Annotated in this window: 11 protein-coding genes; 7 read left to right on the top strand and 4 right to left on the bottom strand. The window is 63.2% G+C overall.

What is annotated here, in order from left to right:
* Window positions 1–36: 36 nt before the first annotated feature.
* From NPS29_RS17925 to NPS29_RS17895, 7 genes are all read left to right on the top strand, one after another.
* Window positions 37–1,455 carry a DUF3426 domain-containing protein gene (locus tag NPS29_RS17925; protein WP_274134078.1) on the top strand — a complete coding sequence of 473 codons (1,419 nt, stop codon included), beginning with the start codon at window positions 37–39 and terminating at the stop codon, window positions 1,453–1,455.
* Between the two features lie 303 nt (window positions 1,456–1,758).
* Entirely contained in the window at window positions 1,759–2,772 is a 1,014-nt protein-coding gene (gene dusB / locus NPS29_RS17920; protein WP_274134077.1) for a tRNA dihydrouridine synthase DusB, read from the top strand.
* Entirely contained in the window at window positions 2,769–3,089 is a 321-nt protein-coding gene (gene fis, locus NPS29_RS17915) for a DNA-binding transcriptional regulator Fis (RefSeq protein ID WP_007907419.1), read from the top strand. Before dusB ends, fis begins: the two co-directional genes overlap by 4 nt.
* 72 nt (window positions 3,090–3,161) lie before the next feature.
* Window positions 3,162–4,769: a bifunctional phosphoribosylaminoimidazolecarboxamide formyltransferase/IMP cyclohydrolase gene (gene purH / locus NPS29_RS17910; protein WP_274134076.1), complete on the top strand. Its 1,608-nt coding sequence runs from the start codon at window positions 3,162–3,164 to the stop codon at window positions 4,767–4,769.
* A 194-nt stretch (window positions 4,770–4,963) separates the two neighbouring features.
* A complete protein-coding gene (gene purD / locus NPS29_RS17905) occupies window positions 4,964–6,259 on the top strand; it encodes a phosphoribosylamine--glycine ligase (RefSeq protein WP_274134075.1) in 1,296 nt (431 codons plus the stop codon).
* A gap of 91 nt (window positions 6,260–6,350) precedes the next feature.
* Window positions 6,351–9,146 (top strand): hybrid sensor histidine kinase/response regulator, encoded by a 2,796-nt coding sequence (locus NPS29_RS17900; protein WP_274134074.1) that lies wholly within the window; start codon window positions 6,351–6,353, stop codon window positions 9,144–9,146.
* 67 nt (window positions 9,147–9,213) lie between these two features.
* Complete coding sequence (locus NPS29_RS17895; protein WP_274134073.1) at window positions 9,214–9,813, top strand: MarC family protein; 600 nt, start codon at window positions 9,214–9,216, stop codon at window positions 9,811–9,813.
* Window positions 9,814–9,818: 5 nt separating this feature from the next.
* Here the strand turns inward: NPS29_RS17895 and cobJ are convergent, their stop codons facing one another.
* The 4 genes from cobJ to cobG are packed head-to-tail and all read right to left on the bottom strand — an operon-like array spanning window position 9,819 to window position 14,230.
* Window positions 9,819–11,513, bottom strand: coding sequence for a precorrin-3B C(17)-methyltransferase (gene cobJ / locus NPS29_RS17890; RefSeq protein WP_274134072.1), 1,695 nt, complete (start codon window positions 11,511–11,513; stop codon window positions 9,819–9,821).
* A 14-nt stretch (window positions 11,514–11,527) separates the two neighbouring features.
* Complete coding sequence (locus NPS29_RS17885) at window positions 11,528–12,262, bottom strand: precorrin-2 C(20)-methyltransferase (protein ID WP_425312530.1); 735 nt, start codon at window positions 12,260–12,262, stop codon at window positions 11,528–11,530.
* Window positions 12,259–12,885, bottom strand: coding sequence for a precorrin-8X methylmutase (locus NPS29_RS17880; protein WP_274134071.1), 627 nt, complete (start codon window positions 12,883–12,885; stop codon window positions 12,259–12,261). The genes NPS29_RS17885 and NPS29_RS17880 overlap by 4 nt, the downstream gene beginning before the upstream one ends.
* Window positions 12,878–14,230, bottom strand: coding sequence for a precorrin-3B synthase (gene cobG, locus NPS29_RS17875; RefSeq protein WP_274134070.1), 1,353 nt, complete (start codon window positions 14,228–14,230; stop codon window positions 12,878–12,880). The genes NPS29_RS17880 and cobG overlap by 8 nt, the downstream gene beginning before the upstream one ends.
* Between the last annotated feature and the right edge of the window lie 304 nt (window positions 14,231–14,534).

Genomic DNA, 14,534 nt, shown 5'->3' with positions numbered 1-14,534 from the left:
CCCAGTTTTCAGGCGCTCTACTCTCCGGATACCCGAATGACCGACAGTTTCGTCACCCAGTGCCCCCACTGCCAGACCAGCTTCCGCGTCAGTCACGCTCAACTGAGCGTGGCCCGCGGCATGGTTCGCTGTGGCTCCTGCCTGCAAGTGTTCAACGCGGCAAAACAGCTGCTGGAGCAGCGTGCCGAGGAAATCGCTGCACAGTTGCCCGAGGCTGCGCCAAGGGTCATCGAGCTTCCGGCGGAGTCCGCGCCAACTGTCGCCCCGCAAGAGCAGTTGCCCATACCGGTGCCTGTACCTGTGAAACGGGAGAAGGCCCCCGTCGATCTCGACAGCCTGGATCTGGACGATCTTGACGTGGAACTGGCGCGCCTGGAGCAGCGGGAGATTCAACTGCCCGAATCCTTCGGCCGCGCAGGTCACCCCACCGAGCACGAGCACGAGCGGGTCGAGTCGTTCAGCGCCAGCCGGGACGAACCGCAAGTCAGCAGTGAGAAGTGGGACCACGGCCTGAGCGACGACGATGTCAGCCAGTTGCCCGAGTTGCGCGCCGAAGCCACCTACGAGGGCAACGACGAACGGGACGAGCCGGCGCTGCTGACCGAGACGGCTAACGAGGATGTCGATCACGACGATGACCACCGCACCGAGCCTTCGCTGTCGATGGCTCCGGTGGATCTGGACGACGAGCCGGCGCACGGGCAACGCCTGAGCGCCGATTCGCGCCACGACGAGGAGCATCACGAGCACCACGCGCATCACGATCACGAACACCGCGGCGAGCGGTTTTCGGCGCTCGACGGCGACGAGGATCAGCGCCATCGCGATCACGACGACCTGGACGACGATGACGAGGACGACCGCCGCCACAATCACGGCAAGCGCGCTCGCAGCGAACCTGCCCTGCGCGACCCGGCCCTGCATGATCTGATGGACGACCCGCTGCAACTGTCCTGGCAGAAGCCCAAGCCACGCTGGGGCCGTCGGATGCTCTGGCTGTTGCTGGTGCTGATCGCTCTGGGCGCATTGGTCGGCCAGTACGTCTGGTATCACTTCGACGAACTGGCCCGCCAGGACCAGTACCGCCCCTGGTTCCAGGAACTGTGCCCACAAGTGGGGTGCAAAGTCCCCTCCCGCGTGGACATCAAGCTGCTGAAAAGCAGCAACCTGGTGGTCCGCACCCATCCTGAATTCCAGGGGGCGCTGGTGGTGGATGCGATCATCTACAACCGCGCGTCGTTTTCCCAACCTTTCCCGTTGCTGGAATTGCGCTTTGCCGACACCGGCGGTCAGTTGATTGCCAGTCGTCGGTTCAAGCCAGGCGAATATCTCTCCGGAGAACTGGCCGGCAAGGACGAAATGCCGCCCCAGACGCCTATCCACATCGCGCTGGACATTCTGGACCCGGGTCCCAAGGCAGTGAATTACAGTTTGAGTTTCCGCTCTCCGGAGTAAACTCCAGAACGGACCCGGCTGAACCGCCCTACCTGCAGCAGCATTGCAAATGCACTGATATGCGGCACAGAGCGGTCGATAATCCGACGACAGTTTAATGACAGCGCGAACCTGCACCTTACCGTTCGCGATAAGAAAGCAACTGTTCAGATTTTATCCAATTCAGCCTTTATCCGGTCATCGAGAGCGGGTATCATGCCAACCCTTTTTCATACTCCGGGTCCTGTCTGAAAAGTGCCATACCTGATGGGCAAGCACTTTTCGGACCCGACCTCGTGATACGGCCCCACAACAGGTCACCCTATGTCGGCGGTACGCATCGGCCCATATACATTGCAGAACGGCTTGATCCTCGCCCCCATGGCGGGCGTCACCGACCAGCCTTTCCGCCAGCTGTGCCGCCAACTCGGCGCCGGGCTGGTGGTATCGGAAATGGTCACCAGTGACATGAGCCTGTGGAACAGCCGCAAGTCGCGGCTGCGCATGATCCACGAAGGTGATCCCGAGCCGCGCTCGGTACAGATCGCCGGTGGAGATCCGCAGATGCTTGCGGATGCAGCACGTGCCAACGTCGAATTTGGCGCGCAGATCATCGACATCAACATGGGCTGTCCGGCAAAGAAGGTCTGTAACAAGGCCGCAGGTTCGGCGCTGTTGAAAGATGAGCAGTTGGTGACCGAAATCCTGCACGCGGTGGTCGCGGCAGTCGAGGTACCGGTCACCCTGAAGATTCGCACCGGCTGGGACCGGGCGAACAAGAACGGTCTGACAGTCGCCCGTATCGCCGAACAAGCCGGCATCCAGGCGCTGGCGGTTCACGGACGGACCCGTGCGGACCTCTACACCGGCGAAGCCGAGTACGACACCATCGCCGCGATAAAGCAGGCGGTGTCGATCCCGGTGTTCGCCAATGGCGACATCGATTCACCCGAGAAAGCCCGGCACGTGCTGCACGCGACCGGCGCCGACGGACTGTTGATTGGCCGGGCCGCCCAAGGGCGCCCATGGATTTTTCGCGAGATAGAACACTACCTGCGCACCGGGGAAAAACTCCCTGCGCTTGCGCTGCATGAAGTGGAACGCATTCTGCTAGAGCATCTGGCAGCACTTCATACGTTCTATGGCGACGTGATGGGTGTGCGAATCGCACGCAAGCATGTCGGCTGGTATCTCGCAACCTTGCCGGGCGCCAGGGAGTTTCGCGCCCTTTTCAATCGTTTGGAAGATACGGAAGCACAGTGCGCCAACGTTCGGGAATTCTTTGCCGAACGCATAAAAAGCCCGAAGTCAGGGACCGAACAAGAGGTGGCCGCATGACGATGATGACAGAGACTTTAGTGAGTGGAACAACACCCGTGAGCGACAACGTCAATTTGAAACAGCACCTCAACACGCCAAGCGAAGAGGGTCAGACCCTGCGCGGAAGCGTCGAAAAGGCGCTGCACAATTATTTCGCTCACCTTGAAGGTGCTGCCGTCACCGATGTCTACAACCTGGTGCTCTCGGAAGTCGAAGCCCCGTTGCTCGAGTGCGTGATGAACTACGTCAAGGGCAACCAGACGAAGGCGTCCGAGCTGCTGGGCCTGAACCGTGGCACCTTGCGCAAGAAACTCAAGCAGTACGACCTGCTGTAAGCATCCAAAACACAAAAAGCGACCTCATTCCCTGCGGTCGTTTTTTTTGCTGAATTGATAATGGAAGTTGAGATGACCGACCAGACTACCCGCCTGCCGATCCGCCGCGCCTTGATCAGCGTTTCCGACAAGACCGGCATCCTTGAATTCGCCCGTGAACTCGAAGCCCTGGGCGTCGAGATCCTGTCCACTGGCGGCACCTTCAAGCTACTCAAGGACAACGGCGTTGCAGCGGTAGAAGTCGCGGACTACACAGGCTTCGCAGAAATGATGGACGGCCGGGTCAAGACCCTGCACCCGAAAATCCACGGCGGCATCCTGGGCCGTCGCGGCACCGACGACGCCATCATGGCCGAGCACGGCATCAAGCCGATCGACCTGGTTGCGGTGAACCTCTATCCATTCGAAGCCACTGTTTCCAAGCCAGGTTGCGACCTGCCGACCGCCATCGAAAACATCGACATCGGCGGCCCGACCATGGTCCGTTCGGCAGCGAAAAACCATAAGGACGTGGCCATCGTGGTCAACGCCAGCGACTACGGCCAGGTGCTGGAAAGCCTGAAAGCCGGCGGCCTGACCTACGCCCAGCGCTTTGACCTGATGCTCAAGGCGTTCGAGCACACTGCCGCCTACGACGGCATGATCGCCAACTACCTGGGCAGCGTCGACCAGAGCGCCGAGACCCTCTCCACCGAAGGCCGCAGCGAGTTCCCGCGCACCTTCAACACCCAGTTCATCAAGGCCCAGGAAATGCGCTACGGCGAGAACCCGCACCAGAGCGCGGCGTTCTACGTGGAAGCCAAGCCTGCCGAAGTCGGCATCGCCACCGCGACCCAACTGCAGGGTAAAGAGCTGTCCTACAACAACGTGGCCGACACCGACGCCGCGCTGGAATGCGTGAAGAGCTTCGTCAAGCCAGCCTGCGTCATCGTCAAGCACGCCAACCCGTGCGGCGTGGCCGTAAGCCCGGACGCCGAAGGCGGCATTCGCCAGGCCTACGAGCTGGCCTACGCCACTGACAGCGAATCGGCATTTGGCGGCATCATCGCCTTCAACCGCGAGCTGGACGCCGAGACGGCGAAAGCCATCGTCGAGCGCCAGTTCGTCGAAGTCATCATCGCCCCAAGCGTCAGCGCCGAAGCCCAGGCCATCGTTGCCGCCAAAGCCAACGTGCGCCTGCTGACCAGCGGCCAGTGGGCTGCCGACCGCGCCCCGGCGTGGGACTACAAGCGCGTCAACGGCGGCCTGCTGGTACAGAGCCGCGATATCGGCATGATCAGCGCCGATGACCTGAAAGTCGTGACCAAGCGCGCCCCGACCGAACAGGAAATCAACGACCTGATCTTCGCCTGGAAAGTGGCCAAGTACGTCAAGTCCAACGCCATCGTCTACGCCAAGAACCGCCAGACCATCGGTGTCGGCGCCGGCCAGATGAGCCGCGTGAACTCCGCACGCATCGCTGCAATCAAGGCCGAGCATGCTGGCCTGCAAGTGGCAGGTTCGGTGATGGCATCGGACGCGTTCTTCCCGTTCCGCGACGGCCTGGACAACGCGGCCAAGGTCGGTATCACTGCGGTGATCCAGCCGGGTGGTTCGATGCGTGATGCTGAAGTGATTGCTGCCGCTGACGAAGCGGGGATTGCAATGGTGTTCACCGGCATGCGCCATTTCAGGCACTGATACGACGTCAGCCGCGTGATTACACGCGGCCGATTGATTCGACCGAAATACCCTGTGGGAGCGAGCTTGCTCGCGAATGCGATCTGCGATTGATATCAACGTCGCCTGACACACCGCCTTCGCGAGCAAGCTCGCTCCCACAGAAAAGCAGCTTTGATGCTGCATACAGAATTAGCGTCATCGAGGTTTTAGACATGAACGTACTCATCATCGGCAGCGGTGGCCGTGAACACGCGCTGGCCTGGAAGGTCGCGCAGGATCCTCGCGTGCAGAAGGTTTTCGTCGCGCCGGGCAACGCCGGTACCGCCATCGAAGCCAAGTGCGAGAACGTCGCTATCGACGTGCTGGCCCTCGAGCAACTGGCCGACTTCGCCGAGAAGAACGTTTCGCTGACCATCGTCGGTCCAGAAGTGCCGCTGGTGGCGGGCGTGGTCGATCTGTTCCGCTCCCGTGGCCTGGACTGCTTCGGTCCGACCAAGGGCGCAGCGCAACTGGAAGGTTCGAAAGCCTTCACCAAGGACTTCCTGGCGCGTCACAAGATCCCGACTGCCGACTACCAGAACTTCACCGAGATCGAGCCGGCCCTGGCGTACCTGCAAGAGAAAGGCGCACCGATCGTCATCAAGGCCGACGGCCTGGCTGCCGGTAAAGGCGTGATCGTCGCCATGACCCTGGCCGAAGCCGAAGAAGCCGTACGCGACATGCTCGCCGGCAACGCATTTGGAGACGCCGGTTCGCGCGTGGTCATCGAGGAATTCCTCGACGGCGAAGAAGCCAGCTTCATCGTCATGGTCGACGGCAAGAACGTACTGCCAATGGCCACCAGCCAAGACCACAAGCGTGTCGGCGACGGCGACAGCGGCCCGAACACCGGCGGCATGGGTGCTTATTCCCCGGCGCCAGTGGTCACCGCCGACGTGCACCAGCGCGTGATGGACCAGGTCATCTGGCCGACCGTCCGGGGCATGGCCGAGGAAGGTAACGTTTATACCGGTTTCCTCTATGCTGGTCTGATGATCGACAAGGCCGGGAACCCGAAAGTCATCGAGTTCAACTGCCGTTTCGGCGATCCGGAAACCCAACCGGTGATGCTGCGCCTGCAATCGAGCCTGGTCTTGCTGGTCGAGGCTGCATTGGCGCAAGCTCTGGATAAAGTGGAAGCCCAATGGGATCCGCGTCCGAGCCTGGGTATCGTGCTGGCCGCCGGCGGCTACCCTGGCGACTACGCCAAGGGCGCGGCGATCGGCGGTCTGGACGCAGCAGCGAGCCTGCCGGGCAAGGTGTTCCACGCCGGTACCGCACTGAAAGATGGCCAGGTCGTCACTTCCGGTGGTCGTGTGCTCTGTGCGACCGCGCTGGGCGACAGCGTAGGCGATGCACAGAAACACGCGTACGAACTGGCTGCAAAGATTGACTGGCAAGGCTGTTTCTACCGCAAGGACATTGGCTACCGTGCCATTGCCCGGGAACGCGGCGAACATCTGGAGTAAGTCCAGGCCGGGCAGTCATCCACTGGATGGCTGCCCGATCATCCTGTGCCGCCCCAGAGTAAACTGGCTTCATTCACGAAGGGATTTCGCCGTGCGCTGGCTCAGGATTGCCACTTGTTTGATCATCACGATGATGACACTGCTCTGTGTACCCACGGCAAACGCCGAGGTCAGTGCAGGCTGGTCGACGCTTGTCGACGATCAGGCCAACCTTCAGCTCAGCGACATTCGCTCACCCCATTACGATTCCCAGTTCAGCCCGGTCGAACTCGACCAGGTTCGCGCCATCAATCGCGATTCCGCGTTGTGGCTGCATTACCGCCTCGCCCCCACCGACCACGAACAGCTGGTGCGCATCTTCGCCCCTGACCTGGCCACGGTGGACATGTACGTGCTGGACGGCGAGAACCTCGTGGACCATTCGCGCTCCGGCAACAAGGTCCCGCGCGCCGCGCAACCCTTGCCTTCCATCGACTTCCTGCTGCCCGTGCCCCAGAGCGAACGGCCGCTGGATCTGTATCTGCGGCTCAAGTCCGAACAGGAACTGCGCCCCAACATCTCGCTGGAAGCAGCCGTGGATGTTGCCGCCGATGAGCGTCGCCCGCTTTTGCTGGGGTTGTTCTTCGGCTCGCTGATCATGCTGATCGTGCAGAACATCACCCGCTACGCCCAGTCACGCTCGGTCAGCAGCCTGTGGCTTGCCGCCTGCGAGGCATTTCTGGGGCTCAGTGCGCTGCTTCTGCTCAACCTGCAGGCGCCCTGGCTGCCTCACTGGCATCTGGCACAAACCCCAAGCGCGCACCTTGCGCTATTGCTCGCGGCCGCCACGGGCCTGATCTACACCTACTGTTTCTTCATTCAGCGGGGGGTCGAGTCGCTCAACCGATTGCTGATGAGCGTGCTGCTGGTGGTCGGCTTTGGCGGGCTGCTGGTGCTGTTCGTCAACACCCTGCCGCTGAACATCCTGACGTTCCTGTTGGTGGCCCTGACGACGCTGACCATCACGCTGGTGTCGATCTACCACCTGCAAAAAGGCTATGCGCCGGCGCGTCCGTTCGTCATCGCCATGATCGTCTTCAACATGGGCAATCTGGTGATCCTGCCCGCCATGCTCTGGCTGACCACCATTGCCGCGCAGACCCTCATCATCGCGGTGCTGGGCATGTTCTGCCTGTGCGGGCTGCTGATGAGCATCGCCCTGAGCGAACGGCATCGCAGCATCACCGAAGACAACTTCAGCATCAGCCGCGAGCTTGCCGCCAGCACCGCCGAGATCAACGCCAAGGCCGAGTTCCTGGCCAAGATCAGCCACGAAATCCGCACCCCCATGAACGGCGTACTCGGCATGACCGAGCTGCTGCTGGGCACCCCGCTGTCGGTCAAGCAGCGCGATTATGTGCAGACCATTCACAGCGCCGGCAATGAACTGCTGACGCTGATCAACGAAATTCTCGACATCACCAAGCTCGAATCCGGGCAGATCGAACTGGACGACGTGCAGTTCGACCTCAACGCGATGATCGAAGACTGCCTGAACATCTTCCGCGCCAAGGCCGAGCAGCAGAGCGTGGAGCTGATCAGTTTCATCCAGCCGCAGGTGCCTCGGGTCATCAGCGGCGACCCTACGCGCCTGCGCCAGACGCTGCTGAGCCTTCTGGAAAACGCCCTGAAGAAGACCGACGAGGGCGAAATCCTGCTGGTGGTGGCGCTCGACTCGCGGGGCGGCAAACCCCGGCTGCGCATCGCCGTGCAGGACAGCGGCACGCCGCTGACGCCCAAGGAACGCGATGCGCTGCTGCACGCCGAACTGCACAGCAAGAACTTCCTGGCTGCCAGCAAGGTGGGCGGACACCTGGGCCTGGTGATCGCCCGCCAGTTGATCCTGTTGATGAATGGCGAATTCGGCATCCAGAGCGGCAGCAATCAAGGCAGCACCCTGTGGCTGAGCCTGCCGCTGGACCCGGAGCGCCTCGAACAGCCGCCGTCGGATCTGGACAGCCCGCTCAAGGGTGCGCGGGTGCTGGTGGTCGACGACAACGACACCTGTCGCAAGGTGCTCGTGCAGCAGTGCAGCGCCTGGGGCCTGAACGTCAGCGCCGTGCCATCGGGCAAGGAAGCGCTGGCGCTATTGCGCACCAAGGCGCACCTGCGTGACTACTTCGACATTGTCCTGCTCGACCAGAACATGCCCGGCATGACCGGCATGCAGCTGGCCGCCAAGATCAAGGAAGACCCGAGCCTGAACCATGACATCCTGCTGATCATGCTCACCGGCATCAGCAATGCGCCGAGCAAGGTCATCGCGCGCAACGCCGGGGTCAAGCGGATCCTGGCCAAGCCGGTGGCGGGCTACACCCTCAAGACCACGCTGGCCGACGAGTTGAACCAGCGCAACAAGGGGCAGGCGCCGTTTCCGCCGGCACCGAACCTGATCCCCGAAATCGACGTGCCCAGCGACTTCCGCATTCTGGTGGCCGAAGACAACAGCATCTCCACCAAGGTGATTCGCGGCATGCTGGGCAAACTCAACCTGCAACCCGACACCGCCAGCAATGGCGAAGAAGCCTTGCGCGCCATGAAGGCCCAGCGCTATGACCTGGTGCTGATGGACTGCGAGATGCCGATCCTCGACGGCTTCTCGGCGACCCAGCAACTGCGCGCCTGGGAGATGGGCAACCAGCGGGTGCGCACGCCGGTGGTGGCGTTGACCGCGCACATCCTGGCCGAGCACAAGGATCGCGCCCGCCAGTCAGGCATGGACGGGCACATGTCCAAACCTGTCGAGCTGTCGCAACTGCGCGAGCTGGTCGAATACTGGGTCGAGCAGCGAGCCCTGCAGCAGGCAGGCATCGCCTCGGATGACCAGGACCGCTACCAGCAAAACTGACACCGCCCTCAAGCGCGGCGCCTGATAGACTTGCCCCGTCCCGAGTCTGCCGCCAAGAGCCGATACCATGCTGCATGTGCTGTTCAGCGTTTACCTGAAGATGCTGGTGCTCTATAGCCCGTTCTTCGTCCTCTCCTGCTTCATCAGCCTGAGCCGCGGTTATTCGCGCAAGGAACGCCGCTACCTGGCCTGGAAGATCGCCTTCGCGACGCTGGTGTCCAGCGTGCTGCTGTACCTGTTCGGGCGAGTGATCTTCGGCGTGTTCGGCATCACCGCCGACGCCTTCCGCATTGGCGCGGGCAGCGTGCTGTTCATTTCGGCGCTGGGCATGGCCCAGGGCAAGTCAGGGGTTCAGACCGACAACGTGCAGCAGGATGTCGCCATCGTCCCCCTGACCATCCCGATCACCGTCGGCCCCGGCACCATCGGCGCCTTGCTGGTCATGGGCGTCAGCCAGCCGCACTGGGATGACAAGCTCACGGCAATCGTCAGCATCGCCCTGGCCAGCTTCACCGTTGGCGTGGTGCTGTACCTGTCCAACAGCATCGAGCGAATCCTGGGCGACCAGGGCCTGCAGATCGTCAGCCGGTTGATGGGGCTGTTCGTCTGTGCCCTGGCCGCGCAGATCATCTTTACCGGCATCAAGGGCTACCTGCTGCCGGGCTGACTTCACTAGGCAGGCTTGGCGCCGTACCACCTTGGCGTGTAGACCCACGCAGTGCCGTCGGCACGGGGGAACACACAGGTGAGCGAAGACCCCACCAGCACCATGGTGCGCATGTCGACCATCTCCGGCGTGAGCTCACCCAGGGTGACGACCCGTAGCGTCTGGCCCGGACGACCGATGTCACGCCCCAGCGTCACGGGTGTTTCAGGGGAGCGATGCTGACGCACGATTTCCAGCGCACGGCCCAGTTGCCAAGGGCGAGAGCGGGAAATCGGGTTGTAGAAGGCCAGCGCCAGGTCAGCCTGGCAGGCCAGGTCCAGACGCTTTTCGATGATGTCCCAGGGCTTGAGATTGTCCGAGAGTGACATTACGCAGAAGTCATGCCCCAGCGGTGCGCCCGCCTGAGCGGCCGTTGCCAGCGAGGCTGAAACGCCGGGCAAGATCTCCAGATCGACTGCGTGCCAGTGCGGATTGTCGGACTCATGCAGCGCTTCGAGCACCGCAGCGGCCATGGCGAATACCCCGGGGTCACCCGACGACACCACCACCACCGAACGACCTTGGGCAGCCAGTTCGAAGGCGTGCCGGGCGCGCTGCATCTCTTCGCGGTTGTCGGTGCAATGCAGCACCTGGTCCGGGCGGAAAGGTCCGGCCATGCGCACATAGGTTTCGTAACCCAGTACGTCATTGGCGCGGGCCAGTTCAGCCTTGACCGCAGGAATCATGAACTCGGTAGCACCCGGGCCCAGGCCGATAACGGCCAGTCGCCCACGAGGGCGTCCGATCCGCTCGATGTCCAGCGGCTGTTGCGCGACGGCAATCGCAATGCCTTCGACCGGCGTGATCGGCAACAGCAACTGCGGCAAAGCTTGCTGCGCCATCTCGCTCGCCGATGCCGCAGCGGTGAAGCGCACAGGCACGCCCAAGTCTTCAGCCGCAGCGCGCAATGCCGGGTCGGCCATGTGCTGCTCGCTCGCCAGCAGGCAGGCGAGCGCCTGCACGGCGATGCGTGAATCGTGCAGGGTGGCCCGGACCACCTGCGCCAGGTTCTCCAGCGTGCCGTCCACCGCCACCAGCACATTGCGCGGGTAGATCAGCAGCTCATGGGCTGAGGGCTCGCGCTCGGCGTAGCCCACGTGAATCGCCAGTTGCGCCTGATCGCTTTCAGGCAGTTGCGCCTGGGCCAGCCACGGCGCGGCACCTTCGATGCGCACGCTCTCGCCAGACAGCAGATCGGAGACGAAGCGCTTGCCGAGTTCCAGGTCGCCCAGCGCGTAGCCGGCCGGAGGGTTGAGCAGGCAGGTGCCAAAGCGCAGCTCGCCGCTGGTGGTAATGGCTGGCGCAGTATCCAGCCCGGCGCCGATTTCCCGGGCCATGACATTGACCCCGCCAAGCCCGCCGAGCAGCGGCACCACGGCGCTGCCATCTTCGGCCACGGCCAGCACCGGCGGCTCGGCGCCCTTCTCCAGCAACACCGGCGCCAGGGTACGAATGACGATGCCCGCCGCGCACAGAGCGATGATCGGTGTGTCCTGCTGGTACAACTGGCGCAGGGTTGCACCGAAATCGGCATAGCTGCGATCCGTCCCTTCGACGCGCTCGGCCAAGCCGTGAATCAGCGCCTGTGGGTAGATCTGCTGGATCCGTCGCGCCGTCGCCAGCGCGCCCTTGCCCAGAATGACGATGGCCGGCTCTCTCATGTTCGAAGCCCCCATCAGCCCTGCCACCTTTCACCGGGAACGATGATCAGCGAAAAGTAGGGTGAAGACGTCGGATCGACCTCGGCCAGCGGCACGATCTTCTGATTGCTCATGGTCGCGCGTTCGACGTACAGCGCGCGTTCTGCGAGGCCAGTGTCCACCAGCACCTGACGCACCTTGGGCAGGTTGCGCCCCAGCTTCATGATGACCGCAGCATCGGCGTCCACCAGCTTGCGCTTGAGTTCGTCAGCCGAGAGCACGCCAGACAGCACCGACAGGCTCTGGTTGCGATACACCAGCGGCGCACCGAGCACCGAAGCGCCACCCAGCATCGAGCAGACGCCCGGAATCACCTGGGCCTCGTAGCGCTCGGCGAGGCGATCGTGCAGGTACATGTAGGAGCCGTAGAAGAACGGATCGCCTTCGCAGATCACCGCCACGTCGCGCCCGGCATCCAGGTGCGCGGCCACGTCCAGGCTGGCGGTGTCGTAGAAATCACTGATGATCTGCTCGTAGGACATGGGCTCGGGCAACACCTCGGTGGTGACCGGGTACACCAGCGGCATCAGGGTTTGCGCGTCCTGCAAGTGTCCTTCGATGATGCCGAAGGCGTTGCCTTTCTTGCCCTTGGCGACGAAGTAGGCCACCACCGGCGACTCGCGCAACAGGCGCAGCGCCTTGACGGTAATGAGTTCCGGATCCCCGGGCCCGACGCCCAACCCGATCAGACGACCACGAGCCTGCATCATTCGACCTCCGTGGCCAGTGCGTTGACCGCCGCAGCCGCCATCGCGCTGCCGCCGCGACGGCCCTGCATGATGACGTAGGGCACGCCGCGGCTGTCGGCAGCGAGCATGTCCTTGGACTCGGCCGCGCCAACAAAGCCCACCGGGAAGCCCAGAATCAGCGCGGGCTTGGGCGCGCCGGCGTCGATCATTTCCAGCAGGTAGAACAGCGCCGTCGGCGCGTTGCCGATCACCACCACCGCGCCTTCCAGATGCGGGCGCCACAGCTCCAGCGCCGCCGCCGAACGGGTGTTGCCCAGCTCCTGGGCGAGTGCCGGCACGCCTTCGTTCTTGAGGGTGCAGATCACCTGATTGTTGGCCGGCAGCCGTGCCCGGGTCACGCCCTCGGCGACCATGTGGGCGTCACACAGGATCGGCGCGCCGGCGGCCAGCGCCTGGCGCCCCGCAGTACCCGCGCCAGGGGAGAACCGCAGGCCGTCGACCGCATCGACCATGCCGCAGGCGTGAATCACCCGCACGGCGAGCTTTTCCAGATCGGCCGGGATCCTGTCGAGGTTGGCTTCGGCGCGAATGATCGCGAAGGAGTTGCGATAGATCTCCTGGCCGTCGCGGATGTAATCAATCATCGGTGTTGCTCCGTGAGTCGGCGGTCAACAACGCACCGACTGCTTCAATAGTGAGGTCTCGCCCACGCAACTGGCCGAAACCCGGCGCGTCTGCGTGGTGAAAATAAAGGTCGTAACGCCCGGCGCTCACCGCAAGCAGGGTGATCGGCGCGGTATGGGCAGCGGCGCAGGAGCGCTCGCAACCGGAAAGGTGTACAGCCCGGGCCACCGAATGTCGTTGCAGACAGTCGGCCAGTTGCAACGCGTCGGCCTTGGTATCGGCCAGGCCCTTTGCGCACGCAGCGGAACCGGTACAGGCGATCACCTGCGCCAGGGCCTGGCCGGCATCGACCAACAGGCCGGCGCGGGCCAAACCCTCCAGCGCCAGCGCGACCCGAGCGGTGGGCACATTGCGCAGCATCAGGCTCTGCCAAGGGGTCATCACCAGCGCGCCGTCGCCCAGTTCCTCGGCAAGCCTCGCGGCACCGCGCAACATGGACGGCGTCAGACGGCCCAAAGGCACGACACCACCGACACAGGCCAGATTGGCCTGCACCTGAGGGTAAACGCCGATATGCGCATTGGCCTTGTCGGGCGCTCGCTTGCGAGTAGTGACGGCAGGGCCGGTCATCAACGGCACCGACAGCCGCGAAGCCAGATCTGCGAGCAACTGCTCGACAGGGACTTCCTGCAACAGATGCCGCATACGCGCCTGATCGGGCCGGGCACGATCAAGGAACAGCTCAAGCACGGCGACCACCAACTCATGGCCTGCCGCAACCGGCACCGCCGCCAGCGGCGAATCCCTGGCAGGACAACCGGCCAGGCCGAAGCCCAGCAGCGTATCGCCCTCGACCTGCAATGCAGACAGCCACAAATCGTGCGGGTGTTCGAGCATCGCCAGGCCTTCGCCTGCGTCCAGCGACAGGGCGAACTTGGGCGACAGCTCGTGAAAACGGGGGTGATTTTCCAGCGAGTGCAGAATCTGCGCAGCAAGCGGCCGAGCATCGAACAACTGCTGCGGATCGACGCCAGCGGCAGGGCTGAGCATCAGATTGCGCACGTCATCGCTGGCAGGATTTTTCGGGCCCAGGCCCGCATCGACTAGGGCTGCGATCAAGCCGTCATGATCGGCCCCGATGCCACGAATCTGTAGATTGCCCCGATTGGTCGCCTCGATCACGCCGCCGGCAAAACCCTCGGCAGCATCGGCCACCGCAAGCGCCTGGCTGGCCGTGATGACACCACCTGGCAACTTGATCCGGCAGATCCCGCCGTCCAGCGCCGGCACGATACGCAACAACCCCGGACAAGCCGAAGGGCGCAGAGGCGTAGCAGACGGGCGAGCGGACAACGGCTCGGACAAGGGATCACCTGACAGGGACGGGCTGGAAAGCGCCATATTATGCCTGCTTTGACGCCGGGCATGAAAAGGCGGTTGGTCGGGTGGTTACGCCTGCGCTGAATCATCCGCTGGTCAAGCGCCTTTACCAGAAAAATACTTAAGCGTTGCCCGCATCGCTGATGCCCCCACTGACTGCTCAACACATTTGCTCTGGTGCACCCCGATCATGTCACAGGAAGCGTCCTTCAGACTTCCGCGACTCGTCCTACATACCCCGCCCGACCGTTCCGTTAGCGTTCGCCTCCCATAGCGGTTTACCAAACCG

This window comes from Pseudomonas putida (genome assembly GCF_028682175.1).
Taxonomy (GTDB): domain Bacteria; phylum Pseudomonadota; class Gammaproteobacteria; order Pseudomonadales; family Pseudomonadaceae; genus Aquipseudomonas; species Aquipseudomonas putida_AD.
Note: the sequence above shows the minus strand (reverse complement) of the source record. Positions and strands in the feature narration are given on the sequence as shown.

What these genes read in the sequence shown, in the direction of transcription:
- NPS29_RS17925 (WP_274134078.1), top strand. Translation starts at nt 37, where the DNA reads ATGACCGACAGTTTCGTCACCCAGTGCCCCCACTGCCAGACCAGCTTC.
- dusB (WP_274134077.1), top strand. Translation starts at nt 1,759, where the DNA reads ATGTCGGCGGTACGCATCGGCCCATATACATTGCAGAACGGCTTGATC.
- fis (WP_007907419.1), top strand. Translation starts at nt 2,769, where the DNA reads ATGACGATGATGACAGAGACTTTAGTGAGTGGAACAACACCCGTGAGC.
- purH (WP_274134076.1), top strand. Translation starts at nt 3,162, where the DNA reads ATGACCGACCAGACTACCCGCCTGCCGATCCGCCGCGCCTTGATCAGC.
- purD (WP_274134075.1), top strand. Translation starts at nt 4,964, where the DNA reads ATGAACGTACTCATCATCGGCAGCGGTGGCCGTGAACACGCGCTGGCC.
- NPS29_RS17895 (WP_274134073.1), top strand. Translation starts at nt 9,214, where the DNA reads ATGCTGCATGTGCTGTTCAGCGTTTACCTGAAGATGCTGGTGCTCTAT.
- cobJ (WP_274134072.1), bottom strand. Translation starts at nt 11,513, where the DNA reads ATGAGAGAGCCGGCCATCGTCATTCTGGGCAAGGGCGCGCTGGCGACG.
- NPS29_RS17885 (WP_425312530.1), bottom strand. Translation starts at nt 12,262, where the DNA reads ATGATGCAGGCTCGTGGTCGTCTGATCGGGTTGGGCGTCGGGCCCGGG.
- NPS29_RS17880 (WP_274134071.1), bottom strand. Translation starts at nt 12,885, where the DNA reads ATGATTGATTACATCCGCGACGGCCAGGAGATCTATCGCAACTCCTTC.